This is a genomic window from Cloacibacterium caeni, from assembly GCF_907163125.1.
Lineage (GTDB): Bacteria > Bacteroidota > Bacteroidia > Flavobacteriales > Weeksellaceae > Cloacibacterium > Cloacibacterium caeni_B.
The window spans coordinates 2,520,172-2,541,406 of the sequence record NZ_OU015319.1; the positions used below are offsets into that span (position 1 = coordinate 2,520,172).

The 21,235-nt window shown below is 33.6% G+C and carries 18 protein-coding genes; 1 reads left to right on the forward strand and 17 read right to left on the reverse strand.

Features of this window, described 5'->3' with window-relative positions; all coding sequences use genetic code 11:
- Nucleotides 1-14: 14 nt before the first annotated feature.
- A protein-coding gene (locus KKQ79_RS11695; protein WP_213188606.1) for an IS3 family transposase occupies nt 15-1,282 on the reverse strand; the annotation gives its coding sequence in 2 pieces (ribosomal slippage) (nt 15-943 and nt 943-1,282; 1,269 coding nt in all).
- Nucleotides 1,283-1,389: 107 nt separating this feature from the next.
- Between KKQ79_RS11695 and KKQ79_RS11700 the strand changes: the two genes are divergently transcribed.
- Nucleotides 1,390-2,744, forward strand: a protein-coding gene (locus tag KKQ79_RS11700) for an IS3 family transposase (RefSeq protein WP_213190656.1) whose coding sequence is annotated in 2 segments (ribosomal slippage) — nt 1,390-1,864 and nt 1,864-2,744 — 1,356 coding nt in all. Because the reading frame shifts where the segments join, the coding sequence is not laid out codon by codon here.
- Nucleotides 2,745-2,791: 47 nt separating this feature from the next.
- Here KKQ79_RS11700 and KKQ79_RS11705 read toward each other — a convergent pair.
- From KKQ79_RS11705 to KKQ79_RS11780, 16 genes are all read right to left on the reverse strand, one after another.
- Nucleotides 2,792-3,424, reverse strand: a complete 633-nt coding sequence (locus tag KKQ79_RS11705) for an NAD(P)H-dependent oxidoreductase (protein WP_213190287.1) — start codon at nt 3,422-3,424, stop codon at nt 2,792-2,794.
- A 106-nt stretch (nt 3,425-3,530) separates the two neighbouring features.
- Complete coding sequence (locus tag KKQ79_RS11710; protein WP_213190288.1) at nt 3,531-5,045, reverse strand: GH3 auxin-responsive promoter family protein; 1,515 nt, start codon at nt 5,043-5,045, stop codon at nt 3,531-3,533.
- 101 nt (nt 5,046-5,146) lie between these two features.
- Entirely contained in the window at nt 5,147-5,557 is a 411-nt protein-coding gene (locus KKQ79_RS11715) for a BrxA/BrxB family bacilliredoxin (RefSeq protein WP_069797407.1), read from the reverse strand.
- A 192-nt stretch (nt 5,558-5,749) separates the two neighbouring features.
- Nucleotides 5,750-6,196 (reverse strand): GatB/YqeY domain-containing protein, encoded by a 447-nt coding sequence (locus KKQ79_RS11720; RefSeq protein WP_213190289.1) that lies wholly within the window; start codon nt 6,194-6,196, stop codon nt 5,750-5,752.
- A 22-nt stretch (nt 6,197-6,218) separates the two neighbouring features.
- Nucleotides 6,219-8,138, reverse strand: a complete 1,920-nt coding sequence (gene ftsZ / locus KKQ79_RS11725) for a cell division protein FtsZ (protein WP_213190290.1) — start codon at nt 8,136-8,138, stop codon at nt 6,219-6,221.
- Nucleotides 8,139-8,189: 51 nt separating this feature from the next.
- Nucleotides 8,190-9,545 carry a cell division protein FtsA gene (gene ftsA / locus KKQ79_RS11730; protein ID WP_213190291.1) on the reverse strand — a complete coding sequence of 452 codons (1,356 nt, stop codon included), beginning with the start codon at nt 9,543-9,545 and terminating at the stop codon, nt 8,190-8,192.
- Between the two features lie 19 nt (nt 9,546-9,564).
- Nucleotides 9,565-10,386 (reverse strand): cell division protein FtsQ/DivIB, encoded by an 822-nt coding sequence (locus tag KKQ79_RS11735; RefSeq protein ID WP_213190292.1) that lies wholly within the window; start codon nt 10,384-10,386, stop codon nt 9,565-9,567.
- A gap of 27 nt (nt 10,387-10,413) precedes the next feature.
- Entirely contained in the window at nt 10,414-11,766 is a 1,353-nt protein-coding gene (murC, locus tag KKQ79_RS11740; RefSeq protein WP_430982098.1) for a UDP-N-acetylmuramate--L-alanine ligase, read from the reverse strand.
- Between the two features lie 105 nt (nt 11,767-11,871).
- Complete coding sequence (murG, locus tag KKQ79_RS11745; protein WP_213190293.1) at nt 11,872-12,984, reverse strand: undecaprenyldiphospho-muramoylpentapeptide beta-N-acetylglucosaminyltransferase; 1,113 nt, start codon at nt 12,982-12,984, stop codon at nt 11,872-11,874.
- A 67-nt stretch (nt 12,985-13,051) separates the two neighbouring features.
- Nucleotides 13,052-14,281 (reverse strand): FtsW/RodA/SpoVE family cell cycle protein, encoded by a 1,230-nt coding sequence (locus tag KKQ79_RS11750; RefSeq protein ID WP_213190294.1) that lies wholly within the window; start codon nt 14,279-14,281, stop codon nt 13,052-13,054.
- Between the two features lie 59 nt (nt 14,282-14,340).
- A complete protein-coding gene (gene murD, locus KKQ79_RS11755; protein ID WP_213190295.1) occupies nt 14,341-15,672 on the reverse strand; it encodes a UDP-N-acetylmuramoyl-L-alanine--D-glutamate ligase in 1,332 nt (443 codons plus the stop codon).
- A gap of 91 nt (nt 15,673-15,763) precedes the next feature.
- Nucleotides 15,764-17,002, reverse strand: coding sequence for a phospho-N-acetylmuramoyl-pentapeptide-transferase (gene mraY, locus KKQ79_RS11760; protein ID WP_213190296.1), 1,239 nt, complete (start codon nt 17,000-17,002; stop codon nt 15,764-15,766).
- A gap of 17 nt (nt 17,003-17,019) precedes the next feature.
- The gene (locus KKQ79_RS11765) at nt 17,020-17,397 is read right to left on the reverse strand and encodes a hypothetical protein (protein ID WP_213190297.1); all 378 of its coding nucleotides are present in this window, start codon (nt 17,395-17,397) and stop codon (nt 17,020-17,022) included.
- A gap of 4 nt (nt 17,398-17,401) precedes the next feature.
- Entirely contained in the window at nt 17,402-18,862 is a 1,461-nt protein-coding gene (locus tag KKQ79_RS11770; protein ID WP_213190298.1) for a UDP-N-acetylmuramoyl-L-alanyl-D-glutamate--2,6-diaminopimelate ligase, read from the reverse strand.
- A 1-nt stretch (nt 18,863) separates the two neighbouring features.
- Nucleotides 18,864-20,879 (reverse strand): penicillin-binding transpeptidase domain-containing protein, encoded by a 2,016-nt coding sequence (locus KKQ79_RS11775; protein WP_213190299.1) that lies wholly within the window; start codon nt 20,877-20,879, stop codon nt 18,864-18,866.
- Nucleotides 20,866-21,234, reverse strand: a complete 369-nt coding sequence (locus KKQ79_RS11780) for an FtsL-like putative cell division protein (RefSeq protein WP_213190300.1) — start codon at nt 21,232-21,234, stop codon at nt 20,866-20,868. Before KKQ79_RS11780 ends, KKQ79_RS11775 begins: the two co-directional genes overlap by 14 nt.
- Nucleotide 21,235 lies beyond the last annotated feature (1 nt).

The window sequence follows — 21,235 nt, forward strand, 5'->3', positions numbered from 1 at the left end:
TAATTCAAATATAGTTAAATCGTAGCAGAATTAATTCTGTTACGATTTATTTTTTTCCATTGTTTTAAATGTATTATTTTTTGTTGATGTGCTTGGTTTGGAGTTATCATATTAATTGACATATGTATTCTAAAATTGTTGTATAAAGTTATGGCTTGTGTAACTTGTTTGTTTAAATTTTGATAGTTTTCAAATATTTCATGTAAACCAAATTCTTCTTTTAAAATTCCATTTACTCTTTCTGCTACTGCATTTTCATATGGATCGTATTCTTGCGTCATACTAATTAAAATATTGTTTTTCTTTAACAATTCGGTATACTCTTTACTACAATATTGTAAACCTCTATCAGAATGGTGAATGAGTTGATTTTTTGTTTCCCTGTTAATCAAAGCCATTTCTAAAGCTTTTACTGTAGTTGAACTCATTAAATTATCTGACAGTTGATAACCAACGATTTTCTTGGAACAAGCATCAGTGAGTAAATGCAAATAGTATGTTTTCTCTTTTGTTCGTAAATAAGTTATATCAGCAACCCAAACTTGCTCAGGTCTGTTAAGTACTAAATTGCTAATTAAATTTGGATAGCGTTTCATCCAATGTCGTGAGTTTGTTGTTTTGTAATATCTTCGAACTTTAGGTACTTGTAAATGTTCTGCTTTTAAAAAATCTAAGAAATTATCTCGACCAATTGATATATGATGTTTTGTAAATTCATCTTGTAACATTACATAAAGTTTCTTGCCACCTGTTCGGGGTAATTGCTTACGAATAGTAACGACTAAACTTCGTAATAATTCTGAGTTGTATTTAGGTGTTCTAACGTTTTTCTTTCGCTTGTAAAATGCTTGTTTTGTGTATCCAAACAGTTCGCATAACTCATAAATAGTCAATGAACTATTTACATTTATTTCTTCGACTGTTTGGAACCAGACTTTTTTACAATATCAATTTTAAGCTCACGTTCAGCTATTTCAATAAATCGTTTAAATACTTTTAATTCTTCTTCTTTTTTTGCTAATTGAGCTTCTAGCTCTTTTATACGCTGTTGTTGAGGATCTTTCATAGGACGACCAATAGTTAATTTATCTTCATAGGTAAATTTACCATATTTTTTTAACCATCTTGGTAGACAACTATTGCCTAGAATATTGTAACGTCTTCGAAGTTCTGCTTTTGTAAATAAACCCCTCTCAAATTCACTTACAACTTGACGTTTAAATGCTTCGCTATAAATTTGTGGGGCAATTGGAATTTTTGAAATTTTCTTTTTTGTTGACATATTAAGTAGTTTTTAGTCAACTTTTTTCAGGACAAGACAATAAATTAAAAATCCTCAGAATTTTGGACTGCCCCCAAAAAGTTAGACACTTTTTAGGGGCATTTTTTATGGGGAAAAGTAAATATTCATTAGACTTTAAATTAAAAGCTATAAAGAGATATCACAAAGGGGATATTGGAACAGACGATTTAGGAAAACGCATTGGAGTTTGTGGTTCCTTGGTTCGTAAATGGATAAAATTTTATGAACTTTATGGAGTTTCAGGACTTGTTCGGCTTTCCAATACGCATTACACAAAAGATTTTAAATTAAAGATTTTATCAGTAATTGAGAAAGAGAATTTAAGTTTAAAAGAAGCGTCGAGAAGGTTTAATATTCCTGCGGAGTCCAGTATTCTTAGTTGGCAGCGTAATTACAAAAAAAATGGTATTTTAGGTTTAGAAAACATACCCAGAGGAAGACCTAAAACCATGAGTAATTACACGCGAAAAAAAAAGAAAACAGGCAAACCCTTAACAAGGGAGGAAGAACTGTTGGAGAGGATTTATTATTTAGAAGCCGAGAACGCCATTTTAAAAAAGTTAGACGCCTTAATTCAGGAAAGGAAAAATCCAAAGCCATCGAAGAGTTAAGGCAGGACTTTGATTTAGCAGTACTACTGCATTGTACATCGATGGCAAGAAGCAGTTTTTATTACTATCAAAAACGCTTTCAAATGAAAGATAAATATGCGGAAATAAAAGAAATGATTAAGCAGATTTATCATCGTCACAAAGGAAGGTTGGGCTATAGAAGAATTACTTTGCTTTTGAAAGAAAAAGGAATTTTGATTAATCACAAAACTGTTTTACGACTTATGAAAATATTAGGTTTAAAGAGTATTATCCGAGTGAAGAAATATAAATCTTACAAGGGAGAGCAAGGGAAAATTGCGCCCAATGTTCTACAGAGGAATTTCAAATCGGACACTCCTAATCAGAAATGGGCAACCGATGTTACAGAGTTTAATGTATCGGGTAATAAACTTTATCTATCTCCAATCATCGATTTATTTAATGGTGAAATTGTCAGTTTTGACTTATCTGAAAGACCTGTGTTTAGCCAAATCATCAGAATGCTAAAGAAATCATTCAGAAAAGTAAAATCTACACAAAACATCATTCTACATTCTGATCAAGGTTGGCAATATCAAATGAAACATTACCAAAACTTGTTAAAAGAAAAAGGTATTATTCAAAGTATGTCCCGAAAAGGAAACTGTTTGGACAATGCGGTGATAGAAAACTTTTTTGGAACGATAAAATCAGAAATGTTTTATGCCAGAAAGTTTGGTTCCATTCAGGAACTTAAGATGGAAATAGTGAAGTACATTCACTATTACAACAATGATAGAATAAGACTCAATCTCAAAGGAAAGAGTCCGGTACAGTACCGAACTCTTTCCTTTGAAAATATTGTTTAATTTTGTCTAAACTTTTGGGTGCAGTCTATTTTCTGAGGATTTTTGTATTATTTCACTTCTGTGATAAATTTATCTTTTGGTTTTCTTACTTTTTCAAGTTTTTCTAACCAGTCCTTTTCAGTGTCTCTGTAACCAAGAGGTAAAAGTAAAACACTTCTTAATCCCTTTTCTCTTAAACCAAGAATTTCGTCTACTTTTTCTGGGTTGAAACCTTCCATTGGTGTAGCATCTACACCTTCGAAAGCAGCTGCAATAATTGCAGCACCGAAAGCAATGTACGCTTGTTTTGCAGTGTGTACGAAGTTTTCTTCCGCAGATTTAGGAACGTAAGTGTTCAATAAAAATTGTCTGTAGTTTTCCCAACCATCATTAGTAAAACCTCTTACTTCATTCGTTAAATCAAACATATAGTTGATTCTTTCTGCAGTGTAAGTATCCCAAGCTGCAAAAACCAAAACATGAGAAGCATCTGCAACTTGCGGTTGATTACTTGCTGCTTCTTTCAATTGATTTTTAACATCTTGATTAGACACTACATAAATTTCGAAAGGCTGTAAACCGCTAGAAGTAGGAGCAAGACGAGCTGCTTCTAAAATTCTTTCTAATTTTTCATCACTTACTTTTTCTCCGTTCATCGCTTTTGCAGCGTATCTCCACTTTAATTTATCTAATAATTCCATTTTATAAAAAATTTTTTACAAAGATAAGTTATGATGAGCGGTTTTGTCATTGATTTATGTTAAGAAAATCATAGAAAAAATAAACCGTTCAAAAAATAGAACGGTTTTATTTATTCAACTCCAAAAGTGGATCGATGTATTCTCTGTCGTTGCTCAGTCGTGGCACTTTGTTTTGTCCGCCCAGTTTTCCTCTAGATTCCATCCATTGATAGAAAAGTTTTTCTTTTGCCATGTGAATAATTGGCGGATTCAGTGTCATATTGAGGTAACGTTTCGCTTCGTAATCTGAATTGATAGATTTCAAAGTATCATCAAAAATTTTAGAAAACGTTTCGAAATTATTCGGATGTTTGGCAAATTCAATCAACCATTCATGGGCTCCAGATTTTCCTTCGCTCATAAAAACGGGCGCTCCTGTATAATCTAAAACGTGAGCTTCTGTAGCATCACATGCTTTTTTAAGTGCAGTTTCTACATTGTCTATCATTAATTCTTCGCCAAAAGCATTGATGTAATGTTTGGTTCTGCCAGAAATCTGAATTCTGTGCGGAGAAAGAGATGTAAATTTTACGGTATCACCGATTAAGTAACGCCAAAGTCCACCATTGGTAGAAATAACAACTGCATAATTTTTGCCGAGTTCTACTTCTTCCAAAGGAATCGCTTGAAGATTATTTCGGTCAAATTTATCCATCGGAATAAATTCGTAGAAAATTCCGTAATCTAGCATCAGAAGCATTTCGTCACTACCACTTCTGTCTTGAATTCCGAAGAAACCTTCAGAAGCGTTGTAAATTTCGTAGTAATTAATGTCTTTGCCGATGATATTTTTATATTGTTCTCTGTAAGGTTTAAAACTGATTCCACCGTGGAAAAACACTTCTAAATTTGGGAAAATTTCAGAAACATTACCTTTTCCTGTTTCGGTTAAAATTCTTTGAAGCAAAACCATCATCCAACTTGGAACGCCCGTTAAACTTCCTACATCTTGATTTTTAACTTCTGAAACGATGGCTTTCAATTTGGTTTCCCATTCTGACATTAGGGAAGTTTTTTTGCTGGGAACTGTTGTAATTTCTACCCAAAAAGGAAGATTTTCTATTAAAATAGCAGATAAATCTCCGAACTTAGTATTGAAACTTTCGTACAATTCTGCACTTCCGCCTAATCTTAAATTTTTATTGAGAAATAATTGATTATCAGGATGATTGTTTGCATAAATTGAAATTAAATCCTTTCCTGCTTTGTAATGGCACTCTTCTAAACTTTCGTCTGAAATAGGAATGAATTTACTTTTGGCATTGGTCGTTCCAGAAGATTTCGCAAACTGACGAATAACTCCTGGCCAAGAAATATCTTTTTGACCTTGTCTTGCTTTTTCTATGTAAGGCTCGAATTCTTCATAGTTTACGATAGGAACTTGTTGCTGAAAATCTCGGTAAGAAGAAATGTCTTTGAACCCGAATTTTTTGCCGTATTCTGTTTCTTCTGCATGAAAAAGTTGAGAAAATAAAACTCCGTTTTGAGTTTCAATAGGATGTTTCATAAAATTCTGAATTTGGTCTATTCTTTGTCGAATAAACCAATTTACAGCCATATTGAAGAGAGCTTTTGTTGCCATTGCTCAAATTTAATAAATTTTTTGAGAATTTTGTAATTTGAATGCAACAAAAATCCGCTCTAAAGATTTAGAACGGATTGATGATTATTTTAGAGAAAATTTTAGCAAAATTCTTCGTAAGCTGCTTGTAAATTCGCTGCAATAGCACCAGCAGGATTTCCTTCGATGTGGTGTCTTTCTAACATGTGAACTAATTCGCCATCTTTGAAAAGTGCTACGCACGGTGAACTTGGTGGGAATGGCGCAAAATGTTTTCTAGCTTCTGCTACCGCTTCTGTGTCAAAACCTGCAAAAACAGTAGTTAAATGGTCTGGTTTTTTATCACCAGTTAAAGAATAAATAACACCTGGTCTTGCTGCTCCTGCTGCGCAACCACAAACCGAATTTACCATAACTAAAGTAGTTCCCGGTTGTTTAAGTGCATCGTTTACTTGTTCTGCTGAGGTAAGGTCTTGGAAACCTTTATCTGTGAGTTCTGCCTTCATTGGCATTACTAAATCTGCTGGATACATAATATATATTTTATTTAATGATTAGAAAATTCAAGATTTTATAGTGCAAATTTATAATTAAAATTTGGAAAATTCTATTTAATTCTATTATCAAAAATATGCCAAAAATCTATTAAGACAAAATGACTCCTTTTTAATGAAAAAAGCCGATGAATTTTTCATCGGCTATTTATCGTTAATATGAAAATTTAATTATGATAATAGTTTTTTCACCATTTCAGAGATGGATTTTCCATCTGATTTTCCTGCCAAAGTTTTAGAAGCAGTTCCCATAACTTTTCCTAAGTCTTTTAGAGATTCTGCGCCTACTTCGGCAATAATTTTTTTAATTTCTGCTTCCAATTCTTCCGCAGAAAGTTGAGCAGGTAAAAATTGTTCAATCACTTTCATTTGTGCCAATTCTACTTCTGCCAAATCATTTCTGTTTTGAGCAACAAATTGTTCGTAAGAATCTTTTCTTTGCTTAATCATTCTTTGGAGAATGGCAATTTCTTGTTCTGCAGAAACATCAGCTCCTTTTGCTTCAGTTTTGAGCAAGAGAATTTGAGATTTTACGGCTCTTAGAGAGTCAAGAGCAACTTTGTCTTTTTCTCTCATTGCGGTTTTAATCGCTTCGTTTATGGTAAGTTCTAAACTCATTTTTTTCTAAATTTTAAAAATTTTAATCTACGTCTTTGTTTAAAAACTTGTTTTCTCTAAGTTGTACTCTTCCGTTATTTTCAGAAAGGAAACTAGAAATTTGCTGTTGAGAAGCATTTTCGTGACCTATATTGATGTTTTTTCTTCTGAAAGCAGGAATATTTTCGAATTCATTTTCGTTTTCTATCGTCTGATAACGAGAGTTGAACTCTTTCAACTTATCTCTTCTTGCCTGAACTTTTTCTGTAGCAGTATTTTTTTCGATAAATTTAAATTCCTCTTCAATTTTAGTTTCTGTAAAAGTGATTTTTTCTTCAGTGTGATTTTCAAAAACGGTTTTTACTTCTTCTATTTCTTCTGCAATTTTAAAGGTAAACTCAATAGGTTTTTCTTCAACTAAAGTTTTCGTTTCTGCTTTTGGTTTATACGTTTCTACCGTTTTTTCCTCTACAATGAAAGAAATTTCTTCTTTGGTTTCTTCCACAGAAAGTTTCACATTTTCTACTTCTTGTGCAGCATTAAACTGAGTTTCTTCAATAATAGTCGTTTTCTTTTCTTCTGTTTCAAAAGTGAAAGATTGAGATTCTAAAACGTCTTCATCATCAAATGAAAATAACTCTAAAACATTATTTTCTTGTTCTTCTACTTCAAAAGTTTGATGACTGCTTTCAATGCTTAAACTTTCGTCTTCAAAAAATCTAAGTTCTTCTATTCTTTCTTCCATCACAGCTGCTTGTGTTTCTGCAAATTGATTCACAGAATTATTTGGGAAGTCTGGAGTGCTGTTATCATTAGAATCATCTAAGAAAAACATGCTTTTTGATGAATTTTGCATTGGATTTTCTTGAGATTTTTCAGAAGAAGTTCTGCCAAATGGAGATTCTCTCTTCACTTTTGGTGTAGAAGGACTGTCTTCTAATGTATATCTAATTTTTTCGGTAGGACCAGCATATTTTTGATCATCTGCTGCAAAACCAGTGGCAATAACCAATACGCTGATAGAATCTCCCAATTCTGCATCTGTTCCTACACCGAAAATAATATCTGCAGTGTTTCCTGCTTCGCGCTGAATGTGGTCATTAATTAAGCCGATTTCGTCCATTGTAGCTTCTTCGTTTCCACTTCTGATAAGGAGAAGAACGTTTTTAGCGCCTGTGATTTTATTATCGTTTAATAATGGAGAATCGAGTGCTTTTTTCACTGCTTCTTCTGCTTTGTTTTCACCAGAAGCGGTTCCTGTAGACATGAGAGCAGTTCCTGAATTTTGTAAAACTGAACGCGCATCACGGAAGTCTATATTTACATCGAAATAACCAGTAATCACTTCTGCCATACCTTTAGCAGCATTGGCTAACACTTCATCTGCCTTAGCAAAACCAGATTTGAAGCCTAGGTTACCAAATTGCTGACGAAGTTTATCGTTATTAATAACAATTAGGGAATCTACATTATTGCGAAGTTTTTCTAAACCATTTTCGGCTTGTTCTAATCTTCTTTTTCCTTCAAAACTAAAAGGAACGGTAACTATACCAATGGTTAAAATTCCCATTTCTTTGGCAATTTTTGCAATAACAGGTGCAGCACCAGTACCAGTTCCGCCACCCATTCCTGCGGTTATGAAAACCATTTTGGTATTATGACCTAGAACAGCTTTGATTTCATCAATACTTTCTAAGGCAGATTTTTCTCCAACTTCTGGGTCTGCTCCAGCTCCTAAACCTTCTGTAATGGCAGCTCCTAACTGAACTTTTGTAGAAATTGGGTTATTATCTAGTGTTTGTGCATCGGTGTTACAAATAATAAAATCTACTCCATGAATTCCTTTCTCGTACATGTGTTTCAACGCATTGTTACCTCCACCACCTACACCAATTACTTTTATGATAGATGAATTTCCTTTTGGTAAATCGAATGAAAACCCTGTATTTAATGTATTTTCCATATATTTTCGATGTATAAAAGTTACTTACTTATTTTGTGTTATTCGTTTTAATTATTCTACTTCTTCGAAGAATTTTTTTACTTTTTCAAGGATGGATTGTCCAAAAGTAGGTTTATTCTTCTTCACTTCCTCTAAGTGTTGTGTAATTTCTTGCTCCTCAGTTTTTACTTCTTCTACAGTATTTTCTGCTTGAGGAACTTCTATAACTTTTGGCTCTTCTACAGGTTTTTCTATAGGTTTTTTATCATGAATTTTTAAACTTTCCATCAATAAACCAATTGAAGTTGCAAACTCTGGGGATTTCAAATATTGGTTTTTGTCATTGGCAATATATTCATTGGCAAAACCAATTCTTGCATCAAATCCTGTTACATAATTGGCTAACTGACGAAGGTTTTTAAGATTAGAACCGCCACCTGTTAATACAATTCCTGCGATAAGTTTGCGTTTTTGTTCATAAGCTCCATACGCTTTTAACTCTGTATTTACCATTTCGAGAATTTCTTCCACTCTCGCATTGATAATACTTGCCAAAGATTTTAGAGAAATTTCTTTGTCTGGTCTTCCGTGTAAACCAGGAATGGTAACAAACGTAGAATCTTTTTCTAAATCTGGAACGGCAGACCCGAATTTTACTTTCAGTTGCTCTGCGTGTTTTTCTATAATAGAACAGCCTTCTTTAATATCATCTGTAATAATACCGCCACCATAAGGAATAACGCAAGTATGACGAATGATGTTATCTTTAAAAATAGCAATATCTGTAGTACCACCACCTATGTCTACGATGGCAACTCCTGCTTCTTTTTCTTCAGTAGTAAGAACAGCTTCTGAAGAGGCAAGAGGTTCTAGTGTAAGTGCTTCCATTTCTAAACCAGCTTCGCGAACGCAACGTGCGATATTTCTGATGCTTCCCATTTGACCCACAACTACATGGAAATTTGCTTCCAGACGTTTTCCGTGCATACCGATTGGTTCTTGGATTTCGCCTTCAGAATCTACTTTGTACTCTTGTGGAAGCACGTGAATGATTTCTTCACCAGGAAGCATGACCAGTTTTTTTACTTGGTCTTTTAAGATTTCTATATCTTCATCTGTGATATATTTATCTGGGTTTTCTCTCATGATGTAATCTGAGTGTTGCAGACTACGAATGTGTTTGCCTGCGATACCTACGGTTACTCTATGAATAGGAACTCCTGAAGATTTTTCTGCTTCTGAAATAGCAGCTTTGATAGAGCTTATTGTTTGAGAAATATTATTCACAATTCCTTTGTGAACGCCCAAACTTTTAGCTTTACCTACGCCTAAAACTTCAATTTTTCCGTGGGCATTTTTTCTGCCTACAATGGCAACAATTTTCGTGGTACCAATGTCTAAACCTACTGAATAATCATGTGTTTCCATATATTGCTGTTCTCTTTTTTTAATTAGTTGTTTTTTCTTCGGTTTTTTGTGTTCCTGTTACGGTGTTTATTATGTTTTGTTCATTTGTTTGTAAACTGTCTTCTTCGGGTTTATAACCAGAATTAAGAGTGGTTACGATTTGGTTATCATATTTCACAGAAATTTTAGAATATTTTTCTGGAGCTTGATACACCAAATATTTTTCTACAAATGTTTTAAAACCTTTTACTTTAAAATCTATTCTATCTAAATCACCGATTTCTACTTTATAATTTCCATCGCTGGTTGCAAGATTGAAGTTTCCGTTTTCTTTTGTAATGCCTACAAAGAAATTTTTGCAGAAACTGTCTTTGTTTATTTTTTCTATTAACTCAATGAGTTTTTTATACTCTTTCTTCTTCACGTCGCCAGAAACCAGCATGCAAGGATGAGAGTATGTTTTAGAAATTGGGAATTCTATTCCTTTTTTGTCTACATAAAATCCTTTTCCTCCATTATTTAATCTAAAAACGGGAACTCTTTGTTTGATGTCTACATTCAGTTTTCCATTTAAATTTAAATAAACGTTTGCGCTATCTACAGCAGGCAATTCGTTTAATTTTTTTTCTAAACTCGGGATATCTACATCGCCCACTTTTTTTGTGGTATTATATCTTTCTACAATCGTTCTAATGTCTTTTTCGTCTACAAAATAAACAGGAGAGGAGCTATCATTTAATTTTACGATGATAGATTGCTCATCAATTTTTCGGTCATTGAATCTCTTCAAAGAGAAGCTCAATAGAAATCCGAAGATGACTACTGTGACAAAAATTTTGAGAATTCTCCACTTGTTTTTCATAAACTTACGTCCGAGTTTTTTCTATTTTTATTTTTTCAATGTACCAATCCAATTCATAATTGGGTCATACAAAGTGTCTATGTTTCCTGCACCTACTGTAAGCAAAATATCAAAATCTTTTTCTTTGATTTTGTCAAAAGCTTCGCTCAAACTGCACACTTCTTTTTTCTCTAACTGTACTTTTTCTAGCAACCAATCAGAAGTTACCCCTTCAAAATCTTTTTGTAATTCTCTTGCTGGATAAATGTCTAATAATAACAATTCATCTGCTGCTGCTAAACTTTCTGCAAAACCATCTGCAAAATCTCTGGTTCTGCTGAATAAATGTGGCTGAAACGCTACCAACAGTTTTTTATTTGGGTTAAAAGTTCTGATGGAACCAATCACCGCATTCAGTTCTGTTGGGTGGTGTGCATAATCATCTACATAAATCTTACCGTTTTCAAAAATATGTTTGGTATAACGTCTTTTAATTCCTTTGAAACTAGAAATCCCTTCTTGTAAAGCTGTAAAATCTGCTCCCAAATTGTGCAAAACTGCAATCGCAGCCGTTGCATTTTCCACATTATGTGTTCCCGGAATTTGCCAAGCAAATTCTACGGTTTGTTCGCCCGCATGAAAATCAAACATCATCCAACCGTCTACAATGTGCAGATTATCAGAATAATAATCAGCTTCTTCATTTACCGCATATGTTCTACAAGGTCTGCCAATATTTACACCTTTTCTCACAAAAAGTTGGTCGTTTTCTGGCACTAAATCTGCAAAATCTCTAAATCCTTGTTCTATGGTTTCTGTATCTCCATAAATATCAAGATGGTCTGCATCAATAGAAGTAATAATTGCCCAATCTGGTGAAAGATTTAGGAAACTTCTGTCATATTCATCAGCTTCTAAAACAGACATTTCTGTTCCGTTAAAAATGAAATTTGACTTGTAATTTTCTGCAATTCCACCTAAAAATCCAGAAAATGGAAGATTCGCCACTTTGCAAAGATGTGCTACCAAACTTGAAGTAGTAGTTTTGCCATGCGTTCCAGCTACTGCGATACAATTGGTATCTTCGGTAATCATTCCTAGAACTTTTGCACGTTTTAAAACTTCAAAACCATTTTCATTAAAATAATCTAAAATTCCCAAAACTTTAATCGCAGGTGTATAAATCACTAATGTTTCTTCTTTCTTCAAAGACGAAATTTTCTCATCTACCACATCTTCAAAAGTGATAGAAATTCCTTCCTTCTGAAGCTCTGTAGTGAGTTTGGTTTCGGTTTTATCATAACCCAAAACATTTTTCCCAGCAGCATGGAAATATCTTGCCAAAGCAGACATCCCGATTCCACCGATTCCTACGAAGTAAAAGTTTTGATAGTTTTTCATTTCTTTTATGTTTTACGTTTTGTCATTTTGAATGGAGTGAAACGGAATGAAAAATCTTTAAATAGATTCTTCACTACATTTTGTTTCGCTCAGAATGACAGACGTTTACTCTTTAATATTCAAATTTTTAAAAATCTCTTTCACAATTTCTTCTGTCGCTTTTGGTTTTGCAAAAAATTCTAAATTTTGAGCCATTTCTTTTCTCAAAGATTCATTTTCACAAATTTCTGAAAGCGTGTTCCAGAATTTCTCTTTCATCTCTGTGTCTTTCACCATTTTAGCAGCGTTTTTGTCTACCAAAGTCTGAGCGTTTTTGGTTTGATGATCTTCTGCCGCAAAAGGAAAAGGAACAAGCAAAACTGGCTTTTTAGCAATGGCTAATTCCGAAATCGCAATCGCTCCAGCTCTAGAAACAATTACATCTGCCGCAGAATAAGCTATTTCCATGTTTTTAATAAATTCTACAATTTGCATGTTTCTGCTGTGAATGTCTTTCGTTTCTTCTAAAATATTTTTATAATCTAGTTTACCTGTTTGCCAAATGAGTTGGTAATTTTTTTCTAAAACTTTATCAATGTTTTCTTTCCAGCCGTTGTTTAAAGTTCTAGAACCTAAAGAACCGCCTACTGAAAGTATCGTTAATTTCCCTTTTTCTAAACCTAATTTTTCTTTGGCTAAATCGCTGTCAATGATATCAGTAATAATGTTTTTTCTGATAGGATTTCCTAAAAATAATGTTTTCGTTCCGTGGAAGAATTTTTCCATATTTGGATAGGCGGTGAAAACGGTTTTTGCTTTTTTAGCATTGAAAATATTGGCTTTCCCAGGAAGAGAATTCTGCTCTTGAATAAAAGTAGGGATTCCCATTCTCGCAGCAATGAATAAAGCGGGACCGCTTGCAAAACCTCCTGTTCCAACCGCAAAATCTGGTTGGAATGCTTTGATGATTTTTCTAGCTTTAAGCAAACTAGAAATCACCTTAAACGGTAAATTAATATTAGCCAAAAGATTTCCTCTGTCAAAGCCAGCAATATTTAATCCTTCAATTTTGAAACCTGATTGTGGAACTTTTTCCATCTCCATTTTTCCATTGGCTCCCATGAACAAAAATTCCGCATCAGGAAAACGTTTTTGTATTTCCTGCGCAATTGCAACGGCAGGAAAGATGTGACCACCTGTTCCACCACCACTCATTAAAACTTTTAATTTTCCACTCATATTATCTTGATTTAAAGATTTAAGAATTGAAATATTTAAAGATTACAACTCGTTCAATCGTTTAATTTTACGCTATATCATTTATTTCTTCTACATTTTGTTTTTTGCCCATTCCTTCTTCTTCGAAAGTGAGAATTCTTGAACTTACATTCAGAATAATTCCTAATTGAAGATAAGTCACCAGCATAGAAGTTCCTCCATAACTTATTAAAGGCAACGGTTGTCCTGTTACTGGAATAAGATTTACCGCTACAGCAATATTTACTGCTAATTGCACGAAAATCATAATTCCTAAACTGAGCACCAATAAACTTCCAAAAAATGCCCGCATTTTACTGGCAATCATCACAATCCTAATCATCATAATCATGTATAAAGTGATGAGTGCAAATGCTCCAAAAAAACCATATTCTTCTACAATAATGGCGAAAATAAAATCAGAAGCAGACTGTGGAAGCATCTGTTTCAATGCAGATTTTCCTGGTCCCATTCCTGTAATTCCGCCGTGAACTATGGCTGCTTTTGCTTGGTTTACCTGATAGTTTTTTGCTTTTACAGTTTCGTCTTCTACATTGGCATTTTTCTTAGAATTGGCAAAAGTTTCTATTCTACTTACCCAAGTATGAACACGATTGCTGCCAATTAAATCTGTTTTTAAAGCTAAAAACAAGAAAATTCCCACAAAAAGTCCTGAAATTCCTAAAAATCCTAAAATGTATTTGGAGGAAAGTTGACCAACCAACATTACTGCTAATGAAACCATTAGAATCATCAAAGCGGTAGAACCATTGTCTTTTGCAACTAAAATAAATACCAATAAAACTGGTCCGAAAATGTAAAATATGTTCTCTATCGGAAGTCTTTCTCTTTTAATTTTTTTAGTTAAATATCTGCACAAATAGATAATTAACATGAGGTATGCAAAGCTTGATGGCTGAAAAGAAATAGGAGTTCCAGGGATTTTTAACCAACGAGAAGCAGACGCTCCGTCGATTTTTTGTCCCGTAAACATGGTTACAAACAGTAAAATCACCATAATCCCGAGAAGGATACTGCTCAGTTTTCCGATGTGTTCGTATTTTACTGTTCCAACAGCTCTCATGATTGCTAAACCTAAGAAAACAAAAAACATGTGCTTGATGACGTGTCCCGTAGTTGTACCATTCTGCACAATGTATTCTAAGTTAGAACTTGCAGAATATACAGGGAACACGGAAAAGAAGGAGATTAAAATAATCACCATCCAAAGCACTTTGTCGCCTTTTAAAAGTTCAAATTTGTTTTCTTGTTGTTCCATTCTTTATTTATAGGATTGAAATCCTATTTTATTTCTTATCGCCACTTCGTGGCTTTTTTTTAATTGTTTTTTAAAACTTCTTCTTTAAATAATTGTCCTCTATGTTCATAGTTATTGAATAAATCAAAACTTGCACAACAAGGAGAAAGTAAAACGGTATCACCTTTTTCTGCTAGAGATTTCGCAGTTTTCACCGCTTCTTCCATGCTAGAAGTATCTACGATAATGTCTTTTTTGTCTTTGAAAAATTCTATGATTTTAGAATTATCCAATCCAAGACAAACAATCGCTTTTACTTTTCTTTTTACTAAATCTTCTATTTCTGTATAATCATTTCCTTTGTCTGTTCCACCTACAATCCAAACCGTTGGTGTTTTCATGCTTTCTAAAGCATAGTAGGTAGCGTTTACATTGGTTGCTTTAGAATCGTTAATGAATTTTACACCATTAATTTCTGCCACACCTTCTAATCTGTGTTCTACCGCTTGGAAAGTCATTAGAGAATTTCTAATGCTCTCATTGCTGATATTCAATAATTTACTAGCGATAGAAGCAGCTAAACTATTGGCAACATTATGCGTTCCCATCAGAGATAAATCTTCTATTTTCATAGAAAACTCATCGTGAAGTTTTACCACAATTTTTTCCTCTTCTGTATAACCTCCTTCTTCTAATTTTTCCTTCATAGAGAAAGGAATTTGCTTCACTCTTAAATCTATTTCTTGAAGCAGTTTTTGACTCATTTCATCATCTTTATTGTAGATGAAATAATTGTCATTTTCTTGATTTTCGGCAATTCTGAATTTTGCCAAAGCGTATTCTTCGTAGTTGTAATTGTATTGGTCAAGATGGTCTGGACTCAAATTCAACAATAAAGAAATGTAAGGTCTAAAATTCTGAATATCATCTAATTGGAAGCTGCTTACTTCTAACACATAATAGTCAAAATTCTCTTGCGCAACTTGCATTGCGAAACTTTTGCCGATGTTTCCACCTAAACCTACATTCAAGTTGTCATTTTTCAGAATGTGATAAATGAGCGATGTAGTAGTAGTTTTCCCATTACTTCCTGTGATGGCGATGATTTTGGCATTGGTAAATTCTGCACCGAATTCTATCTCCGAAGAAAGTCTGATTCCTTTTGCTTTGATTTTTTGAACCATTTCAGCTTTCTTAGGAACTCCTGGAGATTTTATAACCCAATCTGCAGCTAGAATTCTTTCTTCATCGTGGTTTTTTTCTTCAAACTCGATTCCGTTTTCTACCAAAACTTTTTTGTAACTCTCTTTAATTTCGCCTTTGTCTGAAAGAAAAACTTCCAAACCTTTTGTTTTAGCCAAAATTGCAGCGCCCACTCCACTTTCTCCTCCTCCTAGAATTACGACTTTCATTTTTTCCATTTTGATTTTTATTTCAAACCTTTTTATTTTGTTGGATTGAATCCAACGTTCTCATATCTTTCGTTCCTGTGGAACTTAATTTTTATCTAATTTTCAGTGTTATTAAACAGATAATTGCCAACATAACTCCTATGATAATCATTCTGTTAACAATTTTGCTTTCATGGAAACCACTTTTCTGATAATGGTGATGAAGTGGAGACATTTTAAACAATCTGTTATTCTGAGCGTACTCTAATCCGTACTTTTTCTTTCTGTATTTAAAAACCGCTACTTGCAGCATTACTGAAAGATTTTCGATTAAGAAAATCCCGCATAAAACTGGAATCAATAATTCTTTTCTTAAGATAATTGCCAAAACTGCAATTACACCTCCTAACATTAAACTACCAGTGTCACCCATGAAAACTTGAGCTGGATAAGTGTTGTACCAGAAAAATCCTATGGTTGCTCCAATTAGAGCAACTGCGAAAATGGTGGTTTCTCCCATGTTCGGAAGGAACATAATATTCAGATAATCAGCGAAAATGATGTTTCCTGAGAGGTAGGCAAAAAAGGCAAGTGTTCCTAAAATTACCACACTCGTTCCTGCAGCAAGTCCATCAATTCCGTCTGTAATATTGGCTCCATTAGAAACAGCGGTCACAATGAAAATTACCAGTGGAATAAAAATAATCCAAGCCCATTCTTCTTGTGAAGATTCGTCCATCCAGAAAAGAATTTTGCTGTAGTCAAATTCATTATTTTTCATAAATGGAACAGTAGAAATGGTTTCTCTTTCGGCTGGAGCGAAGTTTTGAGAAACGCTTGTTCTATTGATTTCGTGAGCATCAGCATATTTTCTTTTGATGGTAATGTCTGGATGAAAATACATGGTAACTCCTACGATTAGTCCTAAACCAACTTGACCAATAATTTTAAAAATCCCGCTTAATCCGTCTTTATTTTTCTTTATTTTTTTGAGATAATCATCTATAAAACCGATGGCGCCCATCCAAAGCATAGAAACAATTAACAGAAGAACATAAATATTAAATTTTGTAAATAAAAGCACAGGAATAATGGTGGCAAAAATGATAATGAAACCTCCCATTGTAGGTGTACCTTCTTTTTGTTTTTGTCCTTCTAACCCGAGATCTCTTACCAATTCTCCCATCTGTTTGTTGCGCAGATAATTGATGATTTTTTTACCATAAACCAGAGCAATCAGCAATGACAAAAGCACAGCAAAAGCCGCTCTGAAAGAGATGTATTTCAGTAAGTTTAATCCAGGAATGTGAATTCCGTGATTGGTAAGATATTCGTATAGATAGTATAGCATTTGTTTAATTTTAATGTTTACAAGTCAAAGGCTTGGATAAATATTTGACCTCTATATTTACATATTGTATCAGCATTAATATTTGGCTTTTCATATTTTTCCCATTTTAGCCCAATGTTATCATATAATTTTATTATTTCTTTTTTGTAAGCAGTATCTTTATTTTTAATGTATTTTTCACAAAGACAGTTTGTAATATCAACTTTAGCATTATTTTCCGAAAAATCTAAATATCCATGTTTTGATTTTTCAAATAATCCTTTGTAATAAATACCTTCACAATCTAAAATATTTAACTTTCTTTCAAACTTGTTTGTAAATAGATACAACATCAAAACTCCTACAACAAGGATTGAAATGACAGCTAATAATATTTTAAATATTTTTTTCATCATCAAATTACTTCGACATCAATTTATATAGTTCTATAATCGTTTCTTTATCATCAAAATGATGTCTCACTCCATTGATTTCCTGATACGTTTCGTGACCTTTTCCTGCAACGAGAACAATATCTTTTGGCTCAGCGAATTTTATTGCCATCTTTATCGCTTCTCTTCTGTCTGGAATAGAAGTGTATTTGCTGAAATTCTGCGGTTCTACACCTGCTTCAATTTCTTTGATAATATCTTGAGGATTTTCAGTTCTCGGATTGTCTGTGGTAATGATGGCCAAAGTAGATTTTCTGGTTGCAATTTTCCCCATTTCTGGTCTTTTTGCATGGTCTCTATCTCCGCCACAACCGAAAACGGTAATTAATCTTTCGTTTTTGGTTCTGATTTCGTTGATGGAATCTAAAACATTTTCCAAAGCATCTGGAGTGTGAGCATAATCTACAATGAAGAAAATTCCGCCATCAGATTTTATGGTTTCAAATCTGCCATTCACTCTTTTTAGAGTTGAAATCGCTTGTAAAACTTCTTCTTCATTAAATCCTAATTCTACCGCAATTGCAAAAGCCAAAAGCAAATTATAAACATTGAATTTCCCAGTTAAAGTCGTCCAAAATTCTTTTCCGTTGAAATTTAGAAGCATTCCGTTGAAATCAACTTCTAAAATTTTTCCGTGATAATCTGCCAAAGTTTTCAAAGCGTAATCTTTCTTTTTCGCTTTGGTGTTTTGTAGCATTACATCGCCATTTTTATCATCAGCATTCGTTATAGCTACCGCGGTTTCTGGTAATTCGTCAAAGAATCTTTTTTTGGTTTTCAGATATTCTTCAAACGTTTTATGATAATCAAGATGATCATGCGTAAGATTGGTGAAACCAGCCACAGTAAAGTGTAAACCTTCAATTCTGTCTTGGTGAATTCCGTGAGAAGAAACTTCCATAAAAGCATATTCGCAACCGCTTTCTACAGCTTTTGCCAACATTTGGTTCAATCGGATTACATCTGGAGTGGTGTGAGTTGAAGGAATAATTTCATCACCAATTCTGTATTCTACGGTAGAAATCAGCGCACTTTGATAACCTAAATTTTTGAAAATATCAAAAAGTAGAGTAGAAACGGTGGTTTTTCCGTTGGTTCCAGTAATCCCGATTAATTTCAGATTTTCAGAAGGATTTCCATAAAAGTTAGCAGCGAGTTTGCCTAAAGTTTTAGATGAATTTTTAACTTGAATATAGTTAATTCCATCGATTAATTTTTCTGGTAAAACTTCGCAAACAATGGTTTTCGCTCCCTTTTCGATTGCCGAAGAAATATAAGAATGTCCGTCTGAAACTGTCCCTTTTACAGCAACATAAAGCGAACCTTCGGTAACTTTTCTGCTATCGAATACAATTTCTGAAACTTCCGAACTTAGATTTCCAAAAGTTTCTAAAACGGGAATTTTATGTAATAATTCTGATAAAATCATTTTAATTCTGTAATTCCAAATAAATTCTTTGGTTTTTATTAATGACAGTTCCAGCCATTGGGAACTGATTTTTTATTTTTCCAACACCTTTATAATCAACTCGGTAACCTTGGTTTTCTAATTGTGGAATAATGTTTTTGCCCATTAAACCTTTTAGATTTGGTAGAACTCCGTTTTTCACGTTTACCTTTACATTGGGTTCTAGCATTTTATTAAGGTTCACCTTTTTATCAACTAAAAGCTCTTTTTCTACATTAAGTGGTGTTTTAAGGAACACTTTTCCTGCAATTTCTTTAAAAACTGGCGCCGAAACTACTGAACCATAATATCCTTTTGATGTTTTTGGTTGGTTAACCATCACAATACAAGTGTATTTAGGATTATCTGCTGGGAAAAATCCTGCAAAACTTGCCTGATATTTTGTTGGTCCTGGTTTCCAATATTCAAACCTTGCGGTTCCTGTTTTTCCTGCCAATTTGATGTTTGGCGTAAAAATACTTTTTGCGGTTCCTTTTTCTACCGCTTTTGTAAGCATCGCAGTCATTAGATTAATCGCCTCAGTTGAAGCCATTTTGTCCACCAAAACTTGCGGTTCCGCTTCGTATGAAGTTTTACCATCTTTCATGATTTTTTCTATGAAAAGTGGCTTCACCATTTTTCCTTTGTTGGCAATTCCGTTATAGAATGTAGTGAGCTGTAATAAATTGAGGCTCACACTATAACCATATCCTAGAGAAGCCAATGTAGCTTTATTCCATCTTTTATTTTCTGGCGTTACAATTGAAGGTTTGGTAACACCAGGAAGTTCGATTTCTAATTTTTCAAAAAGTTTCCATCTTTTTAGATGCTTTAAGAAAACATCTGGTTTATCTGCATAATGCTGTGTGATGATTTTTGCCGCACCAATGTTACTTGATTGTGCTAAAATATCACTGATGTCATAGGTTCCACCTGCGTGAGAATCTGTAATTTTTTGGCTGAAATAAGTCCAAGAAATTCCACCAATATTGATTTTGGTATTTTCATCTATGAAACCATCGTCCATTGCCGCTAAAAGCGAAACCGTCTTAAATGTAGAACCTGGTTCTGTAGCATCTTTCAGTGCATAATTGTAAGCATCTATATAATTTCCTTCTTCATTTCTTCTAAGGTTTACCATAGCTCTTACTTTTCCCGTAGCGGTTTCCATCACGAGAACAGAACCATGATCTGCTTCGAAATGTAGCAGTTGTTTTTCTAAAGCAGAATGAGCAATATCTTGAATTCTTAAATCTATTGTGGTGTAAACATCTTGACCGTCAATTGGGTCTTGAACTTTCCAGTAATCAATTGGTTTCCACTGAGATGAATTGATTCTTTGCTCTAATCTTTTGCCATCTGTTCCGGTAAGATATTTAGAAAAAGCGCCTTCCAATCCAGATTTTCCAATCTCGTTATCCATTCCTATGGTTCCAGCACCAATTTGAGCAGTTGCCAGTTCTCTTCGGAATTTTCTATCGATAATGAGACATCTATTTTTCTTAAATTTCCCTGTTTTTTTATCTTTTTTACTGAAAATTGGGAATTTTTTAATTCTGTCATATTGGTCAAAATCTAAACCTCTAACCAATGAAAAATATTGATTTTTCTTCTTTTTTTGTTCGTCAAATATTTTTCGGTAATGAACCCTTGGTTTTCCAAACATTTGGCTTAATGAATCAGTCAATGCGCCAATATTATTGTCGTAAACAGAATCTTTGATGGTCTTAAAATCGATATACGCATCGTATCTCATTACGGTAGTTGCTAAAATAGAACCATCTGATGCAAAAAGGTTTCCACGAGCAGCTTTTAAAGTGGCTTCTCTGTAATTTTTACTGATATAATTGTCTTCAAATTCTTCTACATTGGTATTTTGTAGAAAAAGAATTCTCGCCAAAAACATAATAAATACGATGAAAGCTACCCCTGCAAAAAGGTAACCCCATTTTAACGCTTTTCCGCGTTTGATGTCATATTCATTACTATTTATCGCCATTTTCTAAACTGTCTACTTTTATTAAAAGTTTATGTGGATGATTTTCTAAAGACATCAAAGAATCTCCTTCCATTTCTTTGCTTAGTTCACTTTCCATTCTTACTTTAATCAATCTGCTTTGTGCATAAGCATTTCTAGATTTATATTCTTCTGCTTGTTCTTTAAGTTGGTTTACGGTTTCTATTTTTTTGTTGACCAAGTGATTGCTGTAAATCATAATCATCATTAAGGAAAAAATGAGTAAAAAATATTTGTAATGAACTTTAACTTCATCACGGTTTAAGAAATTTCCCTTCATGATGTCCATGAAAGTAAGTTTCTTCGGTTTTTTATTATATGTTACTCTTTTTGCCACA